This window comes from Pseudohongiella sp. O18 (assembly GCF_021729085.1).
In the GTDB taxonomy this organism is placed as follows: domain Bacteria; phylum Pseudomonadota; class Gammaproteobacteria; order Pseudomonadales; family Pseudohongiellaceae; genus Pseudohongiella.
Genome location: NZ_JAJSAR010000001.1, coordinates 18,083 through 43,157, shown reverse-complemented (window position 1 = coordinate 43,157; position 25,075 = coordinate 18,083). Strand labels below are relative to the sequence as shown.

Annotated in this window: 22 protein-coding genes and 1 other RNA gene; 14 read left to right on the top strand and 9 right to left on the bottom strand. The window is 54.5% G+C overall.

Annotated features, from left to right (window positions below; all coding sequences use genetic code 11):
* Positions 1-2: 2 nt before the first annotated feature.
* On the bottom strand, positions 3-1,649 hold the full coding sequence (locus LVD14_RS00210) for a diguanylate cyclase (RefSeq protein ID WP_237132016.1): 1,647 nt from the start codon (positions 1,647-1,649) through the stop codon (positions 3-5).
* 112 nt (positions 1,650-1,761) lie between these two features.
* Between LVD14_RS00210 and LVD14_RS00205 the strand changes: the two genes are divergently transcribed.
* Both LVD14_RS00205 and LVD14_RS00200 read left to right on the top strand, forming a co-directional pair.
* Positions 1,762-2,310 carry a DUF2058 domain-containing protein gene (locus LVD14_RS00205; RefSeq protein WP_237132015.1) on the top strand — a complete coding sequence of 183 codons (549 nt, stop codon included), beginning with the start codon at positions 1,762-1,764 and terminating at the stop codon, positions 2,308-2,310.
* Positions 2,311-2,335: 25 nt separating this feature from the next.
* Complete coding sequence (locus LVD14_RS00200) at positions 2,336-3,580, top strand: nitrate regulatory protein (protein ID WP_237132014.1); 1,245 nt, start codon at positions 2,336-2,338, stop codon at positions 3,578-3,580.
* Positions 3,581-3,640: 60 nt separating this feature from the next.
* On the opposite strand, the gene LVD14_RS00195 is transcribed toward LVD14_RS00200, so the two are convergent.
* From LVD14_RS00195 to LVD14_RS00185, 3 genes are read right to left on the bottom strand one after another with little or no spacing between them, the layout of a single operon-like run.
* Positions 3,641-4,438: an ABC transporter ATP-binding protein gene (locus LVD14_RS00195; protein ID WP_237132013.1), complete on the bottom strand. Its 798-nt coding sequence runs from the start codon at positions 4,436-4,438 to the stop codon at positions 3,641-3,643.
* A gap of 30 nt (positions 4,439-4,468) precedes the next feature.
* Positions 4,469-5,434, bottom strand: a complete 966-nt coding sequence (locus LVD14_RS00190) for an ABC transporter permease (protein ID WP_317622171.1) — start codon at positions 5,432-5,434, stop codon at positions 4,469-4,471.
* 33 nt (positions 5,435-5,467) lie between these two features.
* Positions 5,468-6,874 carry a CmpA/NrtA family ABC transporter substrate-binding protein gene (locus LVD14_RS00185; protein ID WP_317622172.1) on the bottom strand — a complete coding sequence of 469 codons (1,407 nt, stop codon included), beginning with the start codon at positions 6,872-6,874 and terminating at the stop codon, positions 5,468-5,470.
* A gap of 625 nt (positions 6,875-7,499) precedes the next feature.
* Here LVD14_RS00185 and nirB point away from each other — a divergent pair.
* From nirB to LVD14_RS00155, 6 genes are read left to right on the top strand one after another with little or no spacing between them, the layout of a single operon-like run.
* Positions 7,500-10,019, top strand: coding sequence for a nitrite reductase large subunit NirB (gene nirB, locus LVD14_RS00180; protein ID WP_237132012.1), 2,520 nt, complete (start codon positions 7,500-7,502; stop codon positions 10,017-10,019).
* Positions 10,019-10,378, top strand: a complete 360-nt coding sequence (gene nirD / locus LVD14_RS00175) for a nitrite reductase small subunit NirD (protein ID WP_237132011.1) — start codon at positions 10,019-10,021, stop codon at positions 10,376-10,378. Before nirB ends, nirD begins: the two co-directional genes overlap by 1 nt.
* Before the next feature lie 2 nt (positions 10,379-10,380).
* Entirely contained in the window at positions 10,381-11,688 is a 1,308-nt protein-coding gene (locus tag LVD14_RS00170) for an NAD(P)/FAD-dependent oxidoreductase (RefSeq protein ID WP_237132010.1), read from the top strand.
* Positions 11,685-14,378, top strand: coding sequence for a nitrate reductase (locus tag LVD14_RS00165; RefSeq protein WP_272907144.1), 2,694 nt, complete (start codon positions 11,685-11,687; stop codon positions 14,376-14,378). Before LVD14_RS00170 ends, LVD14_RS00165 begins: the two co-directional genes overlap by 4 nt.
* Positions 14,366-16,381: a uroporphyrinogen-III C-methyltransferase gene (cobA, locus tag LVD14_RS00160; protein WP_237132008.1), complete on the top strand. Its 2,016-nt coding sequence runs from the start codon at positions 14,366-14,368 to the stop codon at positions 16,379-16,381. Before LVD14_RS00165 ends, cobA begins: the two co-directional genes overlap by 13 nt.
* Entirely contained in the window at positions 16,382-17,035 is a 654-nt protein-coding gene (locus LVD14_RS00155; RefSeq protein WP_237132007.1) for a molybdenum cofactor guanylyltransferase, read from the top strand.
* Positions 17,036-17,161: 126 nt separating this feature from the next.
* Here LVD14_RS00155 and LVD14_RS15410 read toward each other — a convergent pair whose 3' ends face one another.
* The 4 genes from LVD14_RS15410 to smpB all read right to left on the bottom strand — a co-directional run bounded on the left by LVD14_RS15410 (position 17,162) and on the right by smpB (position 20,396).
* Complete coding sequence (locus LVD14_RS15410) at positions 17,162-18,466, bottom strand: PAS domain-containing methyl-accepting chemotaxis protein (RefSeq protein WP_317622666.1); 1,305 nt, start codon at positions 18,464-18,466, stop codon at positions 17,162-17,164.
* A 344-nt stretch (positions 18,467-18,810) separates the two neighbouring features.
* Positions 18,811-19,172: a transfer-messenger RNA gene (gene ssrA / locus LVD14_RS00140) on the bottom strand.
* Positions 19,173-19,238: 66 nt separating this feature from the next.
* Positions 19,239-19,892: an HAD family hydrolase gene (locus LVD14_RS00135; protein WP_237132006.1), complete on the bottom strand. Its 654-nt coding sequence runs from the start codon at positions 19,890-19,892 to the stop codon at positions 19,239-19,241.
* Between the two features lie 21 nt (positions 19,893-19,913).
* The gene (gene smpB / locus LVD14_RS00130) at positions 19,914-20,396 is read right to left on the bottom strand and encodes an SsrA-binding protein SmpB (protein ID WP_237132005.1); all 483 of its coding nucleotides are present in this window, start codon (positions 20,394-20,396) and stop codon (positions 19,914-19,916) included.
* 111 nt (positions 20,397-20,507) lie between these two features.
* Between smpB and LVD14_RS00125 the strand changes: the two genes are divergently transcribed.
* From LVD14_RS00125 to LVD14_RS00100, 6 genes are all read left to right on the top strand, one after another.
* Positions 20,508-21,938, top strand: coding sequence for a sodium-dependent transporter (locus tag LVD14_RS00125; protein ID WP_237132004.1), 1,431 nt, complete (start codon positions 20,508-20,510; stop codon positions 21,936-21,938).
* Between the two features lie 14 nt (positions 21,939-21,952).
* Positions 21,953-22,384 carry a type II toxin-antitoxin system RatA family toxin gene (locus LVD14_RS00120; protein ID WP_237132003.1) on the top strand — a complete coding sequence of 144 codons (432 nt, stop codon included), beginning with the start codon at positions 21,953-21,955 and terminating at the stop codon, positions 22,382-22,384.
* Between the two features lie 2 nt (positions 22,385-22,386).
* Positions 22,387-22,716, top strand: coding sequence for an RnfH family protein (locus tag LVD14_RS00115; RefSeq protein WP_237132002.1), 330 nt, complete (start codon positions 22,387-22,389; stop codon positions 22,714-22,716).
* Positions 22,713-22,985, top strand: a complete 273-nt coding sequence (locus LVD14_RS00110) for a cory-CC-star protein (protein ID WP_237132001.1) — start codon at positions 22,713-22,715, stop codon at positions 22,983-22,985. The genes LVD14_RS00115 and LVD14_RS00110 overlap by 4 nt, the downstream gene beginning before the upstream one ends.
* On the top strand, positions 22,976-23,956 hold the full coding sequence (locus tag LVD14_RS00105) for an ArsA family ATPase (RefSeq protein WP_237132000.1): 981 nt from the start codon (positions 22,976-22,978) through the stop codon (positions 23,954-23,956). The genes LVD14_RS00110 and LVD14_RS00105 overlap by 10 nt, the downstream gene beginning before the upstream one ends.
* Before the next feature lie 86 nt (positions 23,957-24,042).
* The gene (locus LVD14_RS00100; protein ID WP_237131999.1) at positions 24,043-24,567 is read left to right on the top strand and encodes a hypothetical protein; all 525 of its coding nucleotides are present in this window, start codon (positions 24,043-24,045) and stop codon (positions 24,565-24,567) included.
* A gap of 24 nt (positions 24,568-24,591) precedes the next feature.
* Here LVD14_RS00100 and LVD14_RS00095 read toward each other — a convergent pair whose 3' ends face one another.
* Positions 24,592-25,071 (bottom strand): Fur family transcriptional regulator, encoded by a 480-nt coding sequence (locus LVD14_RS00095; protein WP_237131998.1) that lies wholly within the window; start codon positions 25,069-25,071, stop codon positions 24,592-24,594.
* Between the last annotated feature and the right edge of the window lie 4 nt (positions 25,072-25,075).

Genomic DNA, 25,075 nt, shown 5'->3' with positions numbered 1-25,075 from the left:
AATCAGCCAACCACTACCCGGTCTCTACCCTGTTTTTTGGCACTGTACAGCGCATTGTCGGCAATGTGTATTAACGCATCACGATCGCTCGCGTGCATCGGGTATGCTGCGACACCGACTGAAATTGTGATGCGGGGCAGCGGCTGTCCCTGGAAAGCCAGTGACAGGTTTGTCAGTTGCTGTCGTATTTCCTCGGCACGCATTTTGGCCTCGTCGGCCGAAGTGTTGGGCATAGCGACCAGAAATTCCTCACCGCCATAGCGGCATGGGATGTCCTCCCCCCGGACCTGTTTGCGCAAAACCTGACCAAATTCTTTTAGTACATGGTCACCTGCCTGGTGGCCAAACTGATCGTTAAAGGACTTAAAGTGGTCGACATCCAGCATCATGATACTGAGTGAGGCTTTACTGCGTTCGGCTCGCGTCAGCTCCCTTTCCAGCGTGATTTCCAGATAACGCCGATTGAAAAGTCCGGTCAGCGGGTCACGGATGCTCTGTTGCTGGAGCGCCTCGCGCAGGATAATGCTGGCCAGTGCCGCACTGGTATGTGTTGCGACCAGTTCGGCGCGAACCTGTGACTCCACAAGCAATCGGGGGTTTTCAAACCGCAGGGTCAACAGGCCTACAATGTCACTTTGTGCCAGCAAGGGAATGCAGATGCTGGAGGCGTCAGACTCATGGTGGGGGCAGGGCAGCGCCGAACGGCGATCCGGCATGATGTGTGATTTACCAAGTCGCAGTGCCCAGCAGTCATTTGGTTCGATCGGATCCGGCAAGCCGGTGATGTCACCCCAGGAGGCTGATAACTGCAGCAGATTACGCGATGCACGAAGCAGATAGATCCCGCCACTGCTGGATGGAAACAGCCGCAGCAAATAGTGTTGCAGTACCGGTACGCTCTCAGGCAGCGAATTGCATGATTGCAGGCTGCTACTGAGCTGATTGATATGGGAAATATCATCAGTTGTGCTTTTCGCTTTGAACATCAGCGTTGAGTTTTTGCGAAGCGTATTGCTGATCGCCAGAAAAGCACCTGAGAGTAGAATGAGATTCAGAGCAGCCACTGATGCTAAAAGCCATGTAAGCTGATCTGTATGGTCACTTGAGAGAGCACTGCGCGCCTGCAGCCCGTCCCGCTCATTGGCTGTCAGTTCCGCAGCTACGGCAACGATCTGGTCCATCAAAAACTTACCTTCGTAAGCATGCAGACTTTCTGCGGCGGCCGCGACACCACTAGACTGCAGGGTCTGACTGATACGATCCATCAACGCCAGGCGCTCATTCGTCAGGGATACCAGTTCCTGCGCCGTGCTGTCATTGCCTGATGTACTGTTGGTCTGAAAGGGCACAAGTAAGGACTCAACCACTTGCCGCCGACTTTGATGCTCCAGGAAATAGACATTGTCTTGAGTCACCAGCAGCGCTCGCTGGCTGGATTCGGCCTCGAACAGGGCTGTCACTAGGTTTTCAATCTGCAGAATACGTTGATAGGCATCACTTGCCAGCGCGTGGTTGGTGCGCTCCTCGCGCGCCTTTGATGCGGCACTGACGGTGATAAAGACCGTAATCAGGCATATAATGCTGAATAGAATAGCAAGCAGACGTTGCAGCTTGGGCATGATAAACGAGACTATCAACGAGGTAGTCATCACATTATGAACTGATAATGGTGATGGCGACAATCCCGGCTTCTCAAAACCGGTTTTTGCCCGGGGAAAACGCTATAAACGTCATAAACGGAACGCTAAGAGAACGATTAGTATGCCAAAATCACTCGCCGACCAACTTTTGAAAGCCGGCCTGGTTGATCAGAAAAAAGTCAAGCAGGCGCAGAAAGAGCAGCGTCAACAGAACAAACAGCCAAAACAGAAAAAGGGCGTTGCGACTCCAAATGACACACAGCTTCGTATTGAGCAGCAACGTGCGGAGAAAGCCGAGCGCGACAGACAGTTAAACCTGCAGCGAGTCGAGGCCGAACGACAAAAGGCCATGCGGGCGCAGGTTAAACAGATGCTGGAGCACAGCGGTATCAAGACAGATGGTGATGTCCGGTTTAATTTCACGGATCCTAACACCAGTAAAATCAAACAGATCTATGTCAGCCAGAAGCAGCAGGACCAACTGGCTGCCGGTATGCTGGCAATCTGCAGTGACGGCACACGCTATGTTATCGTGCCAGCGACAATAGCGGACAAGATAGCCGAGCGTTTCGCGGATGCGGTTATTTTCAGAGCCGACAAAGCAACGGACGGTGCGGATGATGACGATCCTTACAAGGATTACCCGATTCCTGATGACCTGATGTGGTAAGCAAGTAAGCTAAAGGATATTGGCTATGAGTGCGGCAGATTTTCTGGTTGCCTCCAAACGGTGCGAAATACAGGGATTGACAAGTTTTCTTGCGCTGGGCGAACTCGTGTCAGCTATCGGTGCGCTGGTGCATGCTTTGCAGAGAGAGCGCGGTGCATCGAATGTGTATCTGGCTTCAGGCGGTCAGGACTACCAGGACCGTTTGCAGGTCATTCAGAAGCAGGTTGACAGTGAAACAGGCAGTTTTCACCTGACACTTAGCCGCGCCAACGCTGAGCTGGGCGTGTTTCCGGGCGGCGCACGCCTGTTTAGCCGGATAGCCAGTGCAGTGCACCTGTTGACCGGTATTGCAGTGCTGCGTGACCAGGTGCTGTCGCGAAAGCTTGCGCTGAATAAAGTGACAGACGCGTATTCGCAGGTGATTCAATCATTGCTGGGGGTTGTGTTTGAAACAGCAGATGCCGCGTCCGATCCTGCAATTACGCGAGGCCTGGTCGCTCTGTTCAATTTCATGCAGGGCAAGGAGCTGGCTGGTCAGGAGCGAGCTGTCGGCTCGGCTGGTTTCGCAGCCCGCCAGTTCACCGCAGATCAGGTAAGCCGGCTGCAACACCTGGTTGAATCCCAGGAGCGCTGCTTTGAAGTCTTTGCCCAATTTGCCGATGAGCGTTCATTGCGCCTATGGTCTGAGCTTGGAAGCGCAGCCATTATTCCTGAGTTAAAGGGCCTGCGAGCGCTTGCCGCCCGCGGTGGCAGTCTTGGTGATGAGTCGCTGGCTGATCGATGGTTCCGGATAGCCACCGAGCGCATTGATGCCATGTATGACATTGAACAGAAACTTCAGTTGGCATTGAAACAGTTGTGCCAGGTGCAACTCTCTGAGGCCAGGCAGCTCTTGGACTGCAATCAGCTTGCGCTCGAAGAGCTGGATAGGCAGGCTGGCCCTGATAATACCGTTTTTCTGGTGCCGGTCAGCGCGGCAGACGCCAATAGCTCAGTTACTGAACAACCTCCTGTGGGACGCTCAATGATGGAGTTGCTGCAATTTCAGGCGCGGCGCCTGCAGGAGATGGGAGCCGAGCTGGATGCAGCCAAATCGGCGTTGGAGGAGCGCAAAGTGCTCGAACGCGCCAAGCTGATTCTTATGAAGCATCGAGGGCTGAATGAAGATGAAGCTTACCGGGCGCTGCGCCAGGCCGCGATGAACCAGAGCCGTCGCCTGACAGATGTGGCACGTTCAGTGATAGAGATGGCCGACATTCTGCAGCCGTAACCGTGCCCGGCGGTCAAGCTGCCAAAGTATTGGCCAGCGCTGCCGGCCACTTAAGGCTGGTCAGGCTGCAAGTTCCCGCTGGCTGTGGCCGCCATACAGAAACTTGAGTACTTCCTGGCGATAGTGGTTGTATTGCGTGTCGTTGGCCATGGCCAGACGATCACGTGGTCTGGGCAGCGCTACATCCAGAATATTGCCAATACGCGCGTTTGGACCAACCGTCATCATGACGATTTTATCCGAGAGCAGCACGGCCTCATCGACGTCATGGGTGATCATGATTACGGTGTTGTTGAGGCTGGCATGAATGCGCATGACCTCGTCCTGCAAGTGAGCGCGTGTCAGCGCGTCGAGGGCACCAAATGGTTCATCCATCAGCAATACTTTGGGTTCCATGGCAAGTCCACGTGCGATGCCAACCCTTTGCTTCATACCGCCGGAGATTTCGTGCGGATACTTGTCCATGGCATGTGTCATATGAACCAGGTCAAGGTTGTGTAAGATCCAGTCCCGAATCTCCGATGGGCTGCGCTTCCCCTTGAATACCTGTGCAACAGCAAGTTCAACGTTTTGATAGACCGTCAGCCACGGCAACAGCGCATGGTTCTGAAATACCACCGCGCGATCGGGCCCTGGCGCATCAATCTCTTTGCCCTCCAGAATGACACCGCCTTCAGTTGCCTGATAAAGACCAGCCACAATATTCAGGACCGTCGATTTGCCACAACCGGAGTGGCCAATCAAGGATACGAATTCACCCTTGTTGACATGCAGATTGACTTTATCCAGAGCACGAAATGTACTGTTCTTGGAGGTGAATTCGATACTTACGTTGCTGAGTTCCAGATAACTTCTCATGAGTCTCTCCTGTCCTTTTTTGGTGATGCTCTACCGCAATGCCGTGGTTTTGTCCCAGCTCATGCGGCGCTGCAACAGCAGCATCAGTTTGTCCAACAGAAATCCGATCAGGCCGATCGCGAGCACGGCCACCATAATTCTTCCAAGTGAGTCCGAGCTGCCGTTCTGGAACTCATCCCAGATAAACTTACCCAGCCCCGGGCTTTGTGCCAGCATTTCTGCCGCGATCAGCACCATCCAGCCAGTCGCCAGTGACAGACGCATGCCGGTAAAGATCATCGGAATGGCTGATGGCAAAACGATCTTTCGCACGTGCTGAAGTGCCGGTAACTGTATGACCCGACTGACGTTGATCAGGTCCTTGTCTACGCTGGCGACACCAACAGTTGTATTGATGACCGTAGGCCAGAGGCAACAGAGGGCAACAGTAATGGCGGAGGTCAGAAATGCCTTGCTGACCAGCGGGCTTTCCGTAACGTACAGGGCGCTGACAACCATGGTAACCAGCGGCAGCCAGGCCAGTGGAGACACTGGTTTGAATACCTGCACCACCGGGTTGACGACACTGTACATGGTATTGCTGAGGCCACAGACGATGCCAAGTGGTATCGCTACCAGCATGGCAAGTGTGAATCCGAATGCGACGGTGATCAGACTGGTTTTTACCTGATCCAGGAACGTGGGTCTGCCTGTGTAGTCGCGGAACTGAACCTCTGCATCCGGGTTGGCTGCCAGGCGTTCGGCGTTGCGCTGGTCCTGTCGCTCATAAAAGTCCTGGCGCCGCTCCTGTTCTCGCACATGATCATCATACAGACTCTGGGTCTGGCTCCATACCTGCTGAGGACCCGGGAATTTACCCAGTGCCGTATCGATACGGCTGGCGCCCAGCTCCCAAAGCAGGACAAAGGCAATGATGCCAAATACGGTCAGCGTCCACGACCTGAGCAATGCCGACATGTCGACGCCAGACATGCGGTTGAGAAGTTCGCTGGTCATTACTCGGGCTCGTTGCAACATCGTTACTACCTCTTACAATATTTCGTCTTTCAATCCGATGGACAGTGACTGCAGATACGCATTCGGCTGTTTACCGTCGTAGGGGATACCATCTATAAATTCGTCCTGAGTGGGTCTGTAACCGGACTCGGTGGAGAAGTCAGGAAAATCTTCAAGGCTCAGAATGCCCTCGTTGATCAGGTCTTCAGCGGCCTGTTGATAGATGTCAGGCCGATAGACTTTTGCTGCAGTTTCAAAGTACCACTCATCACTTTTGGGTTCGCTGATCTGACCCCAGCGACGCATCTGGGTGAGATACCAGATCGCATCCGAGTAATAGGGATAGGTCGCATGATGTCGGAAGAATACGTTGAAGTCCGGGACTGATCGAACCTCGTCCTTTTGATACTCAAAGGTGCCAGTCATGGAGTTTGCGATGACCTCATAGTCGGCCCCTACATATTCACTGCGAGACAGAATTTGAGCGGCCTCTTCCCGGTTTGCATTATTCTCCGCGTCAAGCCATTTGCCAGCGCGTAGCAGCGCCTTTACCAGTCTGACGGCGGTGTTCGGATTTTCACGTGCGAACTCCTCTGTCATGCCGAGCACTTTTTCCGGGTTGTTCTTCCAGATTTCGTAGTCGGTGACTACCGGTACACCGATTCCGCGGTAGATAGCCTGCTGGTTCCATGGCTCGCCAACGCTGTAACCCAGGATCGTGCCCGCGTCCAGAGTGGCAGGCATCTGCGGCGGTGGTGTCACTGAGAGCAGAACCTCGGCACTTAGTGTTCCAGCGGTATCGCCTTTATGTGGAGCATAGAAGCCTGGGTGAATGCCGGCTGCCGCCAGCCAGTAGCGCAATTCATAATTGTGCGTCGATACCGGAAATACCATGCCCATATTGAAGGGCATTCCCTGCTGGCGGTAATGGTCGACTACCGGACGCAACGCGCTGGCTGAGACTGGTCGCTTGACCTCACCATTCTCGGTTTCCAGATGTGGCAGCATCTTTGACCAGATGTCGTTGGAAACTGTGATGGCGTTGCCATTCAGGTCCAGGCTGAGCGGTGTGATGATGTTTGCCTGAGTGCCATAGCCGATTGTCGCTGCAAGTGGCTGCCCGGCGAGCATGTGGGCTGCATCCAGGCGCCCGTCAATCAAGCCATCCAGCAGCACACGCCAGTTTGCCTGTGGCTCGAGAGTGACATATAAACCTTCGTCCTCGAAGTAGAATTTCTCATAGGCAATTGCCAGGGGTGCCATGTCGGTCAGTTTGATAAAGCCAATAGTAAGCTCTGCTTTTTCTGGCCAGCCAGTTTCAGCGTGAGCAATACTTGCTGTCCCTGCACCAGCTGTCAGTGAACCCAGTAACAATGTAACTGCGCGTATACTTTTGATGAATCGGTTCAGAATTTGTGCTGGTTTTCCTTGCTGCTTCACGGTAAACCCCCTCGCTATAAATAAAAAAGCGCCCACAGTCGTCAGGCGTTTTAAGTGCCTTGCGTCTGTGGGCGCCATTGCCCGTTATCGGATCGGCTGGCCCTTCATTGGACTACCGACAAATGTCAGGAAGGGCAATGCAGGAAGTGTGCCAGAGCCATGGCAAGACTACGGGTATCACACTTAACTCATTGTCCAGGCGGAAACTTGATCCGGAATTGGGCTGCAATTCAGTGACCCGGTATGTGTCTCTAATTCGGCAGGAATCCGCATTCTTTTGGTGCGTCATGCACAAAAATCAAGCATCAGTGGACTGGGGAAATGTGATTTTTGCAAACCAGGAATAGTCAGTACAAAAGGACAAGGGCAGGATTTGATCCTTTATACACAGGATTTTCCGGCAATTGAGACTCTCGATCTGATGTAGTCAAAACATCTGGCACAGGAATTGCTGGCGTCATAGCAGGATTCATTTAATCAGTCCTGCTCAACGGCGAGCAGATACTGCAGACAAAAGTACACCGGGCAAAGGCGCTCATGACACGAACATTCGTGTGATGAGCGCCTTTTTTGTTTTCTGGCTTACAGAAAATCGAATGGCCCGCACGAGCGCAGGGGAATAGAGATGCAAACGAAACAGCTGGTAGTGATCGGTAATGGCATGGTAGGGCAGCGCTTCCTGGAAGAGCTGGTCGCCATGGATCAGGATTTTCAGATTACTGTTTTCTGTGAAGAGCCGTGTCCAGCCTATGATCGAGTCCAGCTCAGCAGCTGGTTCAGCGGCGCCACTGATGAGGATCTTGCGCTGACAGACCTGGCCTTTTTTGAGCGCCACGGTGTTCGCCTGATCATTGGCGAAGCGGCAGCAACGATCGACCGGGCTGAACGCAAGGTCTCTGGAAACAAAGGAACTGTCGTTGACTATGATGTACTGGTCCTGGCAAGCGGTTCCTATCCCTTTGTTCCGCCAATCCCAGGGCACGACCGTGAAGCCTGTTTCGTTTACCGCACACTGGAAGATCTGCGCCAGATCAAGGCGGCTGCCGAAGGCTGTCGTCGAGGGGTAGTCATCGGCGGTGGCCTGCTCGGGCTTGAGGCAGCCAAGGCATTGAAAGACCTGGGCCTGACGACCGATGTAATTGAATTTGCACCACAACTGATGGCGGTGCAGCTGGATGCCCGGGGTGGTCAGTTGTTGCGAGAGAAAATTGAAGCACTCGGTGTGAATGTTCACACGTCGAAGGCTACTCAGCGTATCGAGGCGGGTGATAAGGCCCGGCATCGGCTGGTGTTTGCTGATGGTGAGCTGGAGACCGATATGGTTGTCTTTTCAGCCGGTATACGTCCTCAGGACAAACTGGCAAGAGACTGTGGCCTGACCATAGGCGATCGCGGTGGTGTTGTCATCGATGATCACTGTATGACATCCGATCCTGCCATTTTTGCCATCGGCGAAGTGGCGCTCTGGCAGTCTCGCATATTTGGTCTGGTAGCACCCGGTTACGACATGGCACGCAAACTTGCCGGCCATCTGTGCGACCAGGGCGAGCCTTTCAGTGGCGCCGACATGAGCACAAAGTTAAAACTGCTAGGCGTAGAAGTGGGATCTATCGGTGATGCTCACGGTAATACCGAAGGGAGTCGGGTGTGCGTTGTTGAAGACAGCATCAAGGGCTTCTACAAAAAACTGGTTATCAACCAAGACGCTACCCGCCTGTTGGGTGCCGTGCTGGTAGGTGATACCAGTGACTATGACATGTTGCTGCAATACGCCCTGAATGGACTTGATTTGCCTGAGTCTCCCGTCAGCCTGATACTGCCTTCGGACAACAAGCCTGTGTTGGGTGTGGATGCCCTGCCGGCGCAGGCCCAGATCTGTAGCTGCAATAATGTGTCGAAAGGCGCCCTGTGTCAGGCAATAGAAAGTGGCTGTATGACAATCGGCGCGTTAAAAACCGAAACACGAGCGTCAGCGACCTGCGGTGGCTGTGCCACACTGGTCAAACAGGTTCTCGACGCCGAACTGAAGCGTCGTGGTGTCGAGGTCAATGATCACATCTGCGAGCATTTTGCTTACAGTCGGCAGGGTCTCTACCATCTGGTGAGAGTGAACAAGATCCGCAGTTTCGATGAGCTGCTTGAAAGTCACGGTACCGGCCGCGGTTGCGACATCTGCAAGCCAGCAGTGGCGTCCATTCTCGCATCATGCTGGAACGACTACGTCCTCGACCCTAAACACGTTGGTCTGCAGGATACCAATGACAACTTCCTGGCCAACCTTCAGAAAGACGGCAGCTACTCTGTCGTACCTAGAATTCCTGGTGGTGAGATTACCCCGGAGAAGTTACTCGTACTGGGACAGGTCGCACAGAAATATGACCTGTATACAAAAATTACCGGCGGTCAGCGTGTTGACCTGTTTGGTGCACGTGTAGAGCAGCTGCCACTTATATGGCGTGATCTGGTCGACGCTGGTTTCGAATCGGGCCACGCGTACGGTAAAGCGCTGCGAACAGTGAAGTCCTGTGTCGGATCAACCTGGTGCCGGTACGGCGTACAGGACTCTGTCAGCATGGCCATCTACGTTGAGGAAAGATATCGCGGACTGCGATCACCGCACAAACTGAAGATGGCAGTTTCCGGTTGTACACGGGAGTGCGCCGAGGCCCAGAGTAAAGATGTTGGCGTCATTGCGACGGAAAAAGGCTGGAATCTTTACGTTTGTGGAAATGGCGGCATGCGGCCCCGGCACGCCGAGCTGTTTGCAAGTGACCTCGACGACGAGACACTGATTCGATACATCGACCGCTTCCTGATGTTTTACATTCGCACCGCGGATCGCCTGCAGCGCACGTCAATATGGCGCGACAACCTCGAGGGCGGGCTCGAGTACCTGCAGGACGTCATCATCAATGATTCGCTTGGCATAGCCGCTGAACTGGAGGCACAAATGCAGGGTGTCATTGATACCTACGTGTGCGAATGGAAACGAACTATCGAAGATCCGGTGGCGCTACAACGCTTCCGGCCATTCCTGAACGACGACAATCCCGATGAACAGATCGTTTATGTGCGCGAGCGCGGTCAAAAGCGTCCCGCGCGGGCAGAGGAAAAAGACAAGGTAGAACTCGTGGAGGTAGTGTGATGAGTCAGCAAATGGAAGCGGCTGCCGTGCAGCGCAGCGATTGGTTTGATATCGCGGATATCGATCAGATAGTCCCGGGCACAGGTGCTGCAGCACGCCTGGGCAAGGCGCAGGTTGCCATATTCAATACGCGGGATGGAATCTTCGCGGTTCAGAATCATGATCCTTTCAGTGGCGCCAATGTTCTTTCGCGCGGGATTGTCGGTGATATAGGAGGCCGGCTGGTTGTGGCTTCTCCAGTCTACAAGCAGCACTTCTGTCTGCGCAGTGGAGAATGTCTTGAAGATGGTTCTGTCAGGTTGCAGACCTTCGCTGTGACAGTTCGTGATTCACGCGTCTGGATCGCAGCCGGGGAGTAGTTATGTTGGTCTCATCCAGAAAGCGACTGCTGATTGTTGGACATGGCATGGCCGCGACCCGGCTGGTCCGCGATCTTGAAGAAAAGTCTCCGGGGCAATTTGCCATAACCATCGTTGGCGACGAGAAGCTTGGCGGCTACAACCGCGTCCTGCTGTCATCCTTGCTTGCCGGAGAATCGGATGAAGCCGCACTGGCCATGCAGGACCGGAGCTGGTATCGCCAACATGATATACAGCTGATCGCCGGTGATGCAGTCAGTAGCATCGAACTGGACACACAGAGCGCCACCACTGAAAGTGGACGGAAACTGAATTGGGACTATCTGGTTCTGGCAACTGGTTCGCGTGCGGCACGCTTACCTATCCCCGGTACTGATCTTGATGGCGTCATGACGCTGCGTACGCTCCAGGAGGCAAAGCAGCTTATCGCCCGCTCGCGAGACGCTGGCAATCCAGAATCTGACAAAAATGCTGTGGTGGTTGGTGGCGGTCTGCTTGGCCTGGAAGCGGCGTGTGCGCTGCAGGCTCGCGGCATGCAAGTGACTGTCGTGCACAATGAATCCTGGCCAATGAATCGCCAACTGGATGGTGAAGCTGGTGAATTGCTTCGGCGCACGCTGCAGCAGCGTGGAATCGGTTTTAATCCAGAAGCAAACTGCGTGAGATTCGAGGCGGACGCCACGGGTGAGACTGTCTCTGCATTGTTACTCGCTGACGGCCGGCGCCTGCCGTGTACTACCGCCGTCATGGCGCTGGGCATTATTCCGGAGGTATCGCTGGCGCGTCAGTTGGACCTGGTAGTAGAGCGTGCAATAGTCGTTGATAAGTGGTTGCAGACCAGTGATGAGCGTGTATTCGCTCTGGGTGAATGTTGCCAGATTGAAAGTGAAATGTTTGGGCTGGTAGCGCCAATCTATCAGCAGGCCGACATTCTTTCCGCAGTGCTGCTATATAAAGCGACAACTGGCACTGAGAGAATCTCGCCTGATGTCGACAACCATGCCAGTGTGCTCCCTCATTACCAGCGTCAGCCGCTGCCAACACGCTTAAAAGTCAGCGGTGTGGACGTTTTCTCTGCTGGCATGCTGGCGTCACCGGACAACAGTGCCCCCTTGCGCAGCATGGCAATGCGTGATGGTCGCACTGGCCATTATCGACGTCTCTGGTGGCGTGGCAGTCAGCTGGTTGGGGCTGTGATGTTTGGAGACATAGGAGACAGCAGTCACTATCTGCGTATGATCGAAGATGGGTGCAAGGCTGATTCCAATCCTGCCACGCTGTTGGCGCCGTCAAGCCGGGCTGCCTCATGAACAGTATCAGAACGACATGCCCCTACTGTGGTGTGGGATGCGGTCTTCAAATGGATTCGAAATCCAGTGAATTGCTTGGAGACACGCAGCACCCGGCCAACGGCGGCAGGCTGTGTGTCAAAGGCAGCGCATTGGCAGAGACTCTTGGATCGCAGAGCCGACTGCTGCAGCCTCGAGTAGACGGTCTGCTGGCCAGTTGGGATCATGCGACCTCCGAAGTTGCCAAACGGCTGGAAAAAACACTCAAGCGTTACGGGCCTGAATCGGTTGCGTTTTATGTATCAGGTCAATTGTTGACTGAAGACTATTATGTTGCCAACAAGCTGATCAAAGGCTTTCTGGGCTCCGCCAATATTGATACCAACAGTCGTCTGTGTATGTCGACAGCGGTGGCAGCGCATAAACGGGTATTCGGCAGTGATACAGTGCCGGGATGCTATGAGGATCTGGAACTGGCTGACCTGGTCGTGTTGACCGGGTCCAATATGGCATGGACACACCCAGTGGTATTTCAACGACTGATGGCGGCCAAACAGCAACGTCCGGAAATGACGATAGTTGTCATCGATCCAAGACGCACCGTGACAGCAGAACAGGCTGACCTGCATTTGCAGATTGCACCTGGCAGTGATGTGTGGCTGTTTGACGGCTTGCTTGCCTATCTTGGTACTCATGATGCGCTAGACCGTCAGTACATTGACCAGCATACCAATGGCATGGATGACATGATCGCTGCAAGTCAGGCGCGCAGCGGCAACCTTGGTGAGATAGCCGGCCGCTGTGGTTTGACAGCTGAGGAGCTTGCGGCGTTTTATCAGAAATTTGCGCAAACGCAGTCCACAGTAACCGTGTTCTCCCAGGGCATTAATCAGTCTGCGCATGGCGTTGATCAGGCCAGTCTGATTCTTTACTGCCACCTTGTCACGGGCCGTGTTGGAAAGCCTGGCAGCAGCCCGTTCTCCATCACTGGGCAGCCCAATGCCATGGGTGGGCGCGAGGTCGGCGGCCTTGCCAATATGCTCGCTGCGCACATGGACATTGACAATACAGAGCATCGCGCGCTGGTAGGTGAATTCTGGCGCAGCGACAAACTGCCAGAGAAACCCGGACTAAAAGCGGTGGACATGTTCCGCGCAGTCGCCGATGGCAAAATAAAATTTATCTGGATCATGGCAACCAATCCGGTCGTGTCCCTGCCCGAATCAGACACGATTATTCGCGCCCTTGCCGGATGTGATCATGTAGTGGTGTCTGACTGTGTTGCGGATACAGACACGCTGCGTCTGGCGCACATTCAATTGCCTGCAGCAGCATGGGGTGAAAAGAATGGTACCGTCACCAACTCGGAACGGTGTATCTCGCGACAACGCGCCTTTCTACCATTATCTGGCCAGGCTTTGCCGGACTGGCAGATTATCAGTCGGGTGGCCGAAAAGCTTGGCTATGGACACGCCTTCGATTACCACTGCGCAGCCGATATCTTTCGAGAGCACGCAGCCCTGTCCGGTCATCAGAACAACGGCAGCCGCGATTTTGATATCGGTGCGCTAGCCACACTGTCCAATGCCGAGTACGACCAGCTGACACCTATTCAGTGGCCCGTCCCTGCTCACCAGGCAAGCGTTTTTCTGACACAACTGCAGGGCACATCAAGAATGCTTGCTGATGGCCGCTTTTTTACCCGCGATGGCCGCGCCAATGTTGTACCGGTCAACATCCCGGCAACGCTTGATGTGACTGATGTCGATTTCCCGTTCGTGCTCAACACCGGCCGCATCCGTGATCAATGGCACACGATGACACGCACAGGTCTCAGCTCCCGGCTGCAGCGACATATCTCAGAGCCATTTGTTGAGCTGAACCCTGAGGATATGGCAGAGCTGAATATTACTGATGGCGCGATTGTCAGAGTGTCCAGCGCCCAGGGGAATTGCGTCGTTCGCGCGCGTCCGCAGCCAGGGCAGAAAGCCGGGTCCGCCTTTATGCCCATTCACTGGAATGATTGTTTTGCCAGTCAGGCAAGAGTGGGTGCTCTGGCGCCTTCTCGCGTAGATCCGTTCTCGGGTCAGCCGGCATTCAAGCAGATACCGGTGATGCTGCAGGCTGTAGAAGTTGACTGGTATGCCCTGCTTATTACCAGGACGGAGCAGCCACTACCTGAGAATAAATATTGGAGCCGGCGACAAATGGGTGACTGGCAGGTGGTAACGCTGGCAGGCACCGAACCTGTCAGTATGAATACGTGCCGGACACTGTGGGGTGAGCATGTCACAGCCTGGACGGAAGTGGAGGATGATGACGGCGAACACCTGCGATTGCTGGGTACTGGTGAAAACGGTGCTCAGCTGTGGTTTGCCAAAGCCCCCCAGCCTCCACAGATCGACGAATCCTGGTTGCTTGACGCACTGCTGGCAGAGGACGCTGCTGCAACGAGCATGTCGATGCCGGCGCTACTGCTGGGTATTCCTGCCGACCAGTCTGCACAACAAGCCGGACCCCTGGTCTGCAGCTGCCACAACGTTTATCAAAGTACTGTTATGGCTGCGATTGATGCGGGTTGTGACGAAGTTGAAAAAGTAGGCTCATGCTGTCGGGCGGGTACCAATTGTGGTTCCTGCATACCAGAGATCAAAAGATTATTGGCTGAGAACCAGCCGGCTGAAGCCGAGGAGGCGGTATGTTGTCACTAGTACAGAGTGATATTCACAGGGTAGGTGAGGTGTGGTTGGTTGGCGCAGGCCCGGGCGACCCGGAGCTGATCAGCGTGCGTGGTTTACGCCTGATCCGAGAGGCGGACGTGTTGGTCTATGATCGTCTGGTCTCGCCACAGTTATTAAAAGAGGCGCGCGATGACGCCGTCATGCTGGATGTTGGTAAACGGCCGGGCTTTCATCGGGTGCCCCAACACGAAATCGAGGCGCTGCTGGTCAAGCATGCCCGCCGTGGTTGCAAAGTGGTCCGGCTAAAGGGCGGTGATCCATTTATTTTCGGTCGCGGCGGCGAGGAAATGTTGACTCTGCGCGCAGCGGGGGTCCCCGTACATGTCGTGCCGGGAATCACAGCTGCGGCTGCCTGTGCAGCGGCATCGGGCTTTCCGCTGACACAGCGTAAGGTCGCCGATAGCGTTTGCCTGACGACCGCTCACCACAGTGACGATGGGGATGACACCGACTGGGCTTCGCTGGCTGCAGATCCGCAACGCACGCTTGTCTTTTACATGGGGCTGAGTTCCCTGCAGCGAATTCAGAAGAACCTTGGCTCTCATGGCATGTCGCCCGATACACCGGCCGCGCTAATCGAGAACGGAAGCTACGCACATCAGAGAACTATTACTTGCAAACTTAAGGAAATCGAGCAAATGGCAAAACAGCACAATCTTCAGACACCCTGCCTGCTGGTGGTGGGCAAAGTGATCACCCTGGCCCAGCAAGCGAGGGCTGCCGTTGAACAGGCATCGCATCAGGTGTCTCGCAGCAAAATGGCACTGGGCAGAAACGTCGCTGCTGCCATGATGCTGACAACAGCGCCAGCATTGGCAGGCGCTGCAGATTCAGACAGTGTCGCCGAAGCGCTGGCGCAAGGTAGCACGTCAATTTCATTCAGGGCGCGAAGTGAACAGGTTGACGACGATGCTCTGCCCAGAGATGCAGTGGCCAATACGCTGCGTACCCGACTGACGTATCGAAGTGGAAGCTGGCAAAGCCTGTCGCTATTGGTGGAAGTGGACAATGTCAGTTATCTGGGTGACGACAGCTTCAACAACACTCGTAATGGCATGATAATGCGACCAGTCATTGTTGATCCGGACGGGACCGATCTTAATCAGGCTGCGTTGCGACTGGAACGTGACCGGCTGACCGTGACGGCAGGCCGACAGCGCCTGCTGCGGGAAAATCAGCGAATGATTGGTGGCGTCGGCTGGCGTCAGAACGAACAGACCTACGATGCCATTGATGTTGCTTATAAACCCGCTGAGCAGGTGCAGCTCAACTACGCCTGGGTTGACGATACTCAACGTATCTTTGGACCCGAGTCAGGTGTGCCGGCAGCATCGCTGGACAGCGATCATCATATTCTGAACGCACGCTGGACGGTCAGCCCGGCTATTGATGTGGCTGCCTATCATATCGCGCTGGATTTCGACGATGCAGCTGCATTGTCCTCTGCAACCACGGGTCTGATCGTCAGCGGGGCGTTTGATGCCAGAGAGAATCTGCGGCTGGATTATAGAGCTGAAGTTGCACAGCAAACGGATGCAGCCAATAACCCGGCCAGTTTTGACGTGAATTACCATCATGCGGGCCTGGGGCTTACACATGCCGGATGGCGGATTGGCTGGGCGCATGAGTCGCTGGGCGCGGACAGCAGTGCTGGCGTTGCCATGCAGACGCCACTGGCGACACTGCACGCTTTTCAGGGCTGGGCAGATAAATTTCTGACGACGCCCACTGCCGGCATGCGGGATAACCAGTTCAGCGTATCGGGTGTCGTCGCAGGATTTGCTCTGCAGTTGCATCATCATGACTATCAGGCGGATGTTTCTGGCCTTGACTACGGTAAAGAGTGGAATATTCAGCTTGGCCGAGCCTTCGGCACGCGTTACACGCTGACAGCCAAGTACGCGCGTTATCAGGCGGAGCAGTTCGCCCGGGATACCAGCAAGTTCTGGTTGATGGCAGAGGCGCGGTTCTGAATGTTTGACGGCAACGGCCGATACGATCTGGCGATTCTTTGTGGCGGCGCCGGGCAGCGAATGGGCGGGCAGGATAAAGGTCTGCTCGGCCTGCGCCTGCTAGAGCGTCAGGTCACATTTGTCGAGATGCTTGCGGATCGATTTCGCTGTCCCGGCTTGCCAGATACTTCTGTGATTATCAGCGCAAACCGAAACCTGAGCATCTACGGGCGCATGCCGGGGATTGTAGTTGCTGACCTGAGACCGGTGCGTGTGGGGCCTCTGGGCGGCATTGAGTCAATCTTGGCGGTCGCCTCAGGCAACATACCCTTGGTGATTGTTCCCTGTGATATGCCGTTGCTGCCTGCGCTGCTGCCGCTAGAGCTGGTGAGCAGCCTGTGCTCACCGGACACAATAGCGGTGTTGCACGATGGCACACAGCGGCAGCCTTTGTGCCTGGCGTTGAATCCGGGGCACTGGCGAGCTGATCTGCGTGACTGGCTGGATGCTGGCGGCCGCTCCGTTCACCGCTGGCTGGAACATAAGCCTGTAGTCGAGGTGCGATTACCAGGGGTCGATGCTGTTCAGTTTGCCAATATCAATCACCCGCACGACTATGCCGCCGTTCGCGGGCAACCACAACATAGCGATAGATTCGAGATACTGACTGGCTGAAAGCGCCAGTGTCGTAGGGCTAGGCAAAAGACCGTGCCGCCTGGGCCAACGCAAGAGGTGCTCAACGCCTGACACGGGCAATGGGTGATAATAAACCAGCCCAGGGAAGTCACATTTCCGCTGTTGTCAGTTTATTGCGCCCAACTCTGCCATTGCCTGGTTGACTCGATCAGACGACTTTTTGATGCTATCAAAAACAGAGGTTACCTGGCTGATCAGTTCCTGCTCCTGGTTGGAGTCAATGCAGATAGTGTTTATTCGTTCCAGGATAACGCCGGTCAGCCCGTTGTTGGTGTCCACGACATTTTCTATTTCAAGCGTGGAGCTGCTGGTGCGAGATGCCAGTTGCCGCACCTCATCTGCAACAACAGCAAATCCACGGCCATGATCACCGGCGCGTGCGGCTTCGATGGCTGCATTCAGGGCCAGCAAATTGGTCTGATCCGCAATGCCACGGATAGTATTGACGATTTTAGATATTTCCCGTGACTGAGTGTCTAACTTGGCCAGAATATCGGAAGTGGAGGATAGCTCGTCCACAATTCGGTTTGTATTGCCTACAACTTCGTGAAATAGTTCGCTGCACTTTACCCAGGCCGAAGCATTCTCGGTTGAAACTTCTGCAGCAACTTGTGAGGTTTGCATAATTGCCTTGCGTTGATTGGCTTTGTCGCTGACATCAGATGCGAACTTTACTACTTTAACTACTTCGCCGCTTTCTCCGAACACCGGGTTATAGCTTGCTTCGAGATGAATTTCCCTGCCCTGGCTATCAAAGCGCATGAACTGACCGGATTCAAATCTGCCTTTTGCGAGCCGGTCCCAGAAGTCAGGGTTGTCACGATAGAACCGGTCATCGCAAAACATGCGATGATGCTTGCCGACGATGTCGTGCAACTTGTATTTCATGGTAGCCAGAAACAAAGCGTTTGCTGTGATAACGGTGCCATCAGGGTTGAACTCGATAACTGCCTGTGAGCTATCCAGTGCTTTTAGCAATGCCTCATATTCGCGCTTTTGACGGGTTTGACTGGTGACGTCTTTGGCAATTTTTACAATCTTGATTACCTGATTGTTTTCAAGCACTGGAAAATAGGTAGCCTCCACCCACAAGGTGCTGCCATCTTTGTGAAATCTCTGAAAATTACCGTGATGAGAGTGGCCACTGGCGAGCCGCTTCCAGAAGTCACCATAAGCGTCGCTGCTGGTGTATTCCGGGCTGCAGAAGATTCGATGATGCTGATCTTTGACTTCCTCCAGCGTATATCCAACCACCTTGAGAAAGCGAGGACTGGCGTGCAGAATTGTGCCCTGTGGTGAAAACTCGATACAGGCCAGGTGCGTTTCGATTGCTGTGATGAAATTGCGCTGAGATTTCAGTTGTGCCTCGAGTTCGGCTGCTTTTTGTTTGTTGTTGCCAATATTAAACACAATTGTCTCCGCAACAGGTTCTCGGTGTTGTTATTCGGTAATATCGATCATTGATCACAAAACTTTTGTGGGGAATCTCAAAGAACGTTAAACGGGCGCTGGAACAAGATAAAGTGAGCTGCTGTCAGATGTCCCGATACCGGACGGCGCCAAGAATTTTGGCTGGCGGGAGTGGACTCGCGCCTTCCCTGGCGCTCGGTGCTTCGCACCGCCGGCAAGCGGCGTCCAAAACGGCTGTCCTGCCGTTTTGTGATCCCGGGCGTATTGAGATCAACAGCGCGCATATCCCTGGTTGAAAAAGCAAAGGGGCGGTATCGCGAGATACCGCCCCTTTGCTTTTCAATTGGTGGAGCTGGCGGGAGTTGAACCCGCGTCCGTCAGTCCGCTGTCCTCGGATCTACATGCTTAGCGTCGTCTATTGAGTTAACCCGTACCGGCCCGACGGGCAGGGCGGTTTGGGCGAGCCTGGTGAGTTTTAGCTGCTTTGCGCCAGGCACACTCCACAGCGATCCTGTTCTATATGACGATTGCGATCACTGGTTTACAGGCATCCCGGTGGCAATCGCTCGCGGCTCTATTTAGGCTGCGAGAGCGTAGTTTTCGTCGTTGGCAACTATAGAAGTTGCATAGATTGATTTACGAGAGTCTATACCCTCTCGGCATGCACCTCGGATTTTGATACCGGCGTCGAATCCAAATCAGCCCCGAAATGACTTTCAGTGTATCACATAAGACAGGTAAGCCCGTTGATTTATTTCACCGTGGGTGGTTGTCAGCGCAGCAGGGCCTGAAGCTCTGCCATGTCGCCAGTGATCGCGATGGGCTTGTGCGCCGCCAGGGCTTCGGACTCATGAACGCCCCAGGTCACGCCGATGGCGGGCATACCAATTGCCTCTGCCATGGCCAGGTCGTAGACAGTATCTCCGATCATGACCGCCTCATCTGGCTCGATCTGGAAGTGTGCCAGTATTTCCAGCAGCATTGCGGGATCCGGTTTGGAGCGTGTTTCATCCGCACAGCGACTGAGGTGAAACCAGTGTGCCAGCCCGCTGGCCTGCAGAGCGAGATCGAGTCCGCGGCGGCTTTTACCGGTGGCGATGGCGCAGAGGCGGTTGCTGCTGTGCAGTGCTTCCAGAATGCCGGTAATCCCGGGAAATACGCGCTGATTTGCAGCAGAGGTTGCCATAAAATGCCGGCTATAGGCCTCACGCATGCTGCCCATCTGCTCAGCTGTTATGCCGGGATAAAGCTGTTTCAGTGCCTCTACGAGCCCCAGGCCGATGATGTTACGGTAAGCGGCCCGCTCCAGCGCTGGAAAGCCAATGGTAGTGGCGGCGTGATGCAGGCAGTCAGTGATGTGTTCGACGGAGTCGACAACGGTGCCGTCCCAGTCGAATATCGCCACCTTGAAGGGCTGGGTTCTCATGGATTAATCAGTGTCCGGGCTTCAACGGTTCTGATGGCGAACGACACGCTGTTTCTGAATCGCCCATTCGCGATCCTTGATCGTGTCACGCTTATCGTGATCCTTCTTGCCTTTTGCCAGCGCTACCTGACACTTGACCAAGTGTCCCTTCCAGTAAAGCTTGGTGGCGATGCAGGTGTGGCCCTTCTGCTGCACGCTGGAGAACATCCGTGCGAGCTCCTTCTTGTGCAATAGCAGCTTGCGGGTGCGATCCGGATCGGCAACTACATGTGTGCTGGCGCTGTTCAGCGGGTTAATGCGACAGCCGATAATGGATGCCTCGCCATCTTTCAGAATGACATAGCTGTCCACCAGCTGCACTTTCCCCTCGCGCAGACTTTTTACTTCCCAGCCTTCCAGTGCCATACCGGCTTCAAAAGTGTCTTCCACAAAATAGTCGTGGAGCGCCTTTTTATTGCGGACAATGGTAGTATCGGGGACTTTGGATTTCTTTGCTTTGGCCATGGCGGCGGATTATACATTTATTTCCATGCCTTCGCTAAAATTGCCGGCCTATATTTGCGGTTGCTGGGCAGACTCCCTAAAATCCGCAGATCAACAACAAGAGGACACATCATGGCAATAGATCGGGGTCAGTTCAGTTCACGCCTGGGTTTCGTGCTGGCGGCAGCAGGTTCGGCAGTTGGTCTGGGCAATCTGGTTGCATTCCCGGTCATGGCATCGAAAAACGGCGGTGCTGTCTTCCTGATGGTCTATATTCTCTTCGTCGCCTTGATCTGTTTCCCGGTATTGCTGGCTGAAATCGCTATCGGGCGCCATACACGGCGAAACCCGGTTGGCGCATTTTCTGCCCTGACCAACAATAGCACTGGCTGGCGTTGGGCGGGAAAACTGGCCATAGTCACTCCATTCATGATCGCCGTTTTCTACACGGTCGTGACAGTATGGATTCTCATATTTCTGTTTCGTGCGCTGACCGGTGGTCTGTCGGAGCTCGCTACCGATGCCGCATTTGGAGAAATGATTGGGTCCCCAGGCATTTTCCCCTGGTTTGTACTGCTTCAGATTCTCGTGTTCGGAGTGCTGCTCGGCGGCGTCAAAGGAGGCATCGAGAGGCTCGCACGTGTGCTGATGCCTACTCTGGCCTTAATGCTGGTGGGACTTATACTTTTTGTCATGACACTCGATGATGCAATGCTCGGGGTACAGTACTACCTGGTGCCTGACTTCAGTCGCCTGAATGGTCAGGTGATCAATGCCGCTTTGAATCAGGCATTCTTCTCGCTGTCTCTGGGCATGGGTATCATGATTACTTACGGCTCCTATTTCAGCCGGGAGGACAATATCCCCAATTCAGGCAAGATGGTTGCCATCGCTGACACCTCGGTTGCCTTTATGGCAGGCCTGCTGATATTGCCAGCAATCTTTGCTTTCAATCCCGCCACTGATCCGGATGATCTGTCTACCAGCAGCGTGGGATTGATCTTTACCTATCTGCCGCAGATATTCCTGTCCATGCAGGAGGCGGTCGGTTACTTTGGCGCCAGCATGGTGGCCACGGTGTTTTTTGCACTTGTGTTTTTTGCTGCCGTAACTTCTCTGGTGTCGATCCTGGAGATCCCGATTGCTTACATGATTGACGAGTTGAATTTCTCACGTCGCAAGGCAGTGCTAGTGCAGGCAACACTGGTGACTCTGTGTGCCGTGCTGGCGGCGCTGTCATTCGGCATGTCACCGATGCTGACGGATTTTATCCCCTATGGCGGTGGTCCGAAGTCATTGTTCGATCTGATCGCGGATACCTTCTCTGAAGTGATTCTGCCGCTGGTTGGTTTCTTTGCCTGTATCATCTGCGCCTATCGCTGGCGTGACGGTTTTGCCGCCGAGCTAAGCTCTGGCGATGCGGGTTTCAGCAGTTCGGGGCTGGCCCGCTATCTGACATTCTCTTTGCGTACCTTCGTGCCTGTCGTGCTGTTGTTTGTATTCATCAATTCAGTGGCGGCGAAGTATTTCGCTATTGATCTGATTGCCTTTTTGGCGGGCTAGCCGGGAGCCGGAGGATGGTAAGCATAGAGCGCAGTGCGCTGGTCAATTATTCCGCCGCCCAGATGTATGCGCTGGTGAACGACATCGAACAGTATCCCAATTTCATGCAGGGCTGCATTGCGGCAGAGATTCTGGAGCGTGACGAAGATGTGGTGGTGGGTAAGCTGACGCTGGGCAAGGCTGGAATTCGCTACAGTTTCACTACTCGCAATACTCTCGTGCCCAATGAGTCAATGCATATGAAGCTGGTTGAGGGGCCGTTCCGAAGCTTTGATGCGACATGGCGCTTTACCTCGCTGTCCGATTCGGCCTGCAAAGTCAGTCTGGAAATGCATTTTGAGTGGTCGGGATCCTTGCTGGGTGCCGCTATGGAAAAGCTCTTCCAGCATTCGGCCAATTCGCAGGTCGACTCGGTCATCGCACGTGCACGGGTACTCTACGGGTAGTTATGCTTGAAGTAACAGTGATATACGCATTGCCGGATCAGCAGCATAAGGTGTCCCTTGAGGTACCTGATGGCACGACTGCATGGCAGGCAGTTGGGCTTTCCGGGCTGTTGCAGCAGTTTCCGGAAATCGACCCGCAGACAGTCAGAGTAGGGATTTATGCACGTCTGCTCGATGGCCGTGGCAACCCTACAGCAGAGCAGTACCAGCTCGCCAACCACGATCGCGTAGAGTTGTACCGGCCATTGATCATTGATCCGAAAGAGGCCCGGCTTCTCAGGGCGAAACGCGCGAAGAAAGTCACCGCAAGAAGATCGACGGAGAAATCATGAGTAAGGAGTCGCCCGGCAGCTTTTTCAGGCAGCTGGAGAAAGGGCTGCGAGAGTTTTATGTGGCGCCCTATCGCCAGTCGTTTGCGCGTGCTCAAAGAGATGAAGACGATCTTTTTATGCTGATGGTGTTTGCAGAAACATTGGGCGTACCGAATCCGGCTGCCTACTACACGCTGGAACTGCTGCCAGTGGTCTACGACCGTTTCCATGAATGGCACCATCGCATGGGTCTTGAACACTCTCCATTGGATCACATCAAATGTTGCTGAAACTTGCCAGCTCACGGAAGATTCTTTTTTTTGGTGGTAAGGGTGGTGTCGGGAAGACCACTGTTTCCGCAGCGACTGCATTGGCTGCAGCGGACCAGGGCAAGAATGTGCTGCTGGTCTCGACAGACCCCGCCCATAATCTGGGTCATCTGTTTGATCGACGCATCGGCCCCAAGCCGGTAAAGCTGGCTTCAGGGCTGGACGGTCTGGAGCTGGACCCGGAGAAGACTGTTGATCGCCACCTTGAGGAGGTAACTGCTGCGTTGCGACGTATGATGCCGGCTCATTTGAGTGGTGAAATTGACAAGCACATGGAGCTGTCCCGCGATGCCCCCGGGATGCAGGAGGCTGCCATGCTGGAGCGTATTGCAGAAGTGATTGAACAGGCATCGGACTATGATCTGGTGGTGTTTGACACGGCGCCTTCAGGTCATACGGCCCGCTTGATGGCATTGCCGGAAATGATGTCCGCGTGGACCGAAGGTTTGATCAAGAGACGAGACAAAGCAGACAGCTTTAGCGCCGTCCTCAAGAGTCTGGCCCGTGACTCCAGTGTTGGCGCAAATGCGCTGGGGGATGAACCCGCACAGCAGGACCAGGATCGCGAAAGCCGGATCCGGCGCCTGTTAAATCGTCGCAAGCAACGTTTTGCGGGCTTGCGTGATGCGCTCTCCGACGCCGGCAAGACAGGTTTTGTGATCGTTCTGGCGGCGGAACGCCTGCCCGTGCTGGAGACGATAGAGCTGCATGCGCAGCTCGTTCGCGCAGGCGTGGATGTTGCCGGTCTGGTGGTGAATAAACGGCTGCCAGATGGTCTGCAGGGTTTCCTGGCAGAGCGAAAGTCGCAGGAGGATATCCATCTTGCAACATTGAATGACAGTCTGGGGCAGGTGACACGACAGGACCTGCAACTGGCACCGGCTGACGTGCTTGGAGTTGACGCGCTGCGGGCTTTTGCGAGTCAGTTCTGAGGGCGGCTGGGGAATGGTTGTAATGCTTGCGTGTTACGCATAGCATTGGTTTGACTGATTGATCCTAAACTGACAGGAGTTGGCAAATGCGGCACGATAATAATGAAAAGCTTGCAGGTAAAACCTTGGCAGCGATTGCCCTGATGGCCACACTGAGCGCTTGTGGCGGCGGCGGTGATGGCGGTGGCAATACGGTGGTCAACCAGTTGCCGGTCGCTTTTGATGCAATCAAGGTTGCCTTGATCAATAAGGCCTCAGACCCTTACTGGTCCGCTACCTGGAACAATCCACAGACTGACCGCGACTTTCGAGAGCTGGAGCATCTCGCCTATCAGGTTCAGCTTGGTGGTGAGTTGCTGCAAGTGCCAGGCACGGGGCAGGCCGATTCTGAGCTTGCGGCAGATCCTCGCTGGCTGGAGTTGGCGGAACAGCTGAGCCAGGACGGTGCCCGTGCGGTCAATGCGGTGCGTAGTCGCAATACAGATTTGATGCAGCGTGCAGGTGGGCAACTGATTGAGACCTGTGAAACCTGTCACCGGGAGTTTGCTCCGGAGCTGCCAACACTGGATCAGTTAAGCAATGCTACACCTGCGCCGGGTGTATCTCTTTAACTGGTTCTTCTGACCCCCAGCTCTTCAGTTGAGCTTGAGTGTAGCGCCAGCCCGCTGGCAGGCGCTACATATGCCCCTGAATTCAAGTTGCTGGCGGGCCAGTGTGAATCCAGTGTCTTTGATATTGGCGCTGAGCTCGCTGAGAATTTCTTTGCGGATACCTACTTCCTCTACACCCTTGCAGCTGTCGCAGATCAGGAATTGCGGCACCTCGTGGTCGTGCTGGCAGCGGATATGTGAACATGGCAGGTACTGGTTGGTAGTCTCCAGGCGATGGACCAGCTCATTGTCCTTGAGGAAGTTAAGCATTCGATACACAGACATGACGGACAGCGTCTTTCCGTAGAGATCTCTATAGTTGTCGGCTATCTGGTAGGCGGACAGTGGCTCTGCCGATTCCAGAACAACCTGCAGGACACGACGGCGCTTCTCGGTTAGCCGCACACCCTGTTGTGTACAGATCTGCTGAGCATGTTCAAGCGTTTTGTCGATGTCGCTGATCATGAAT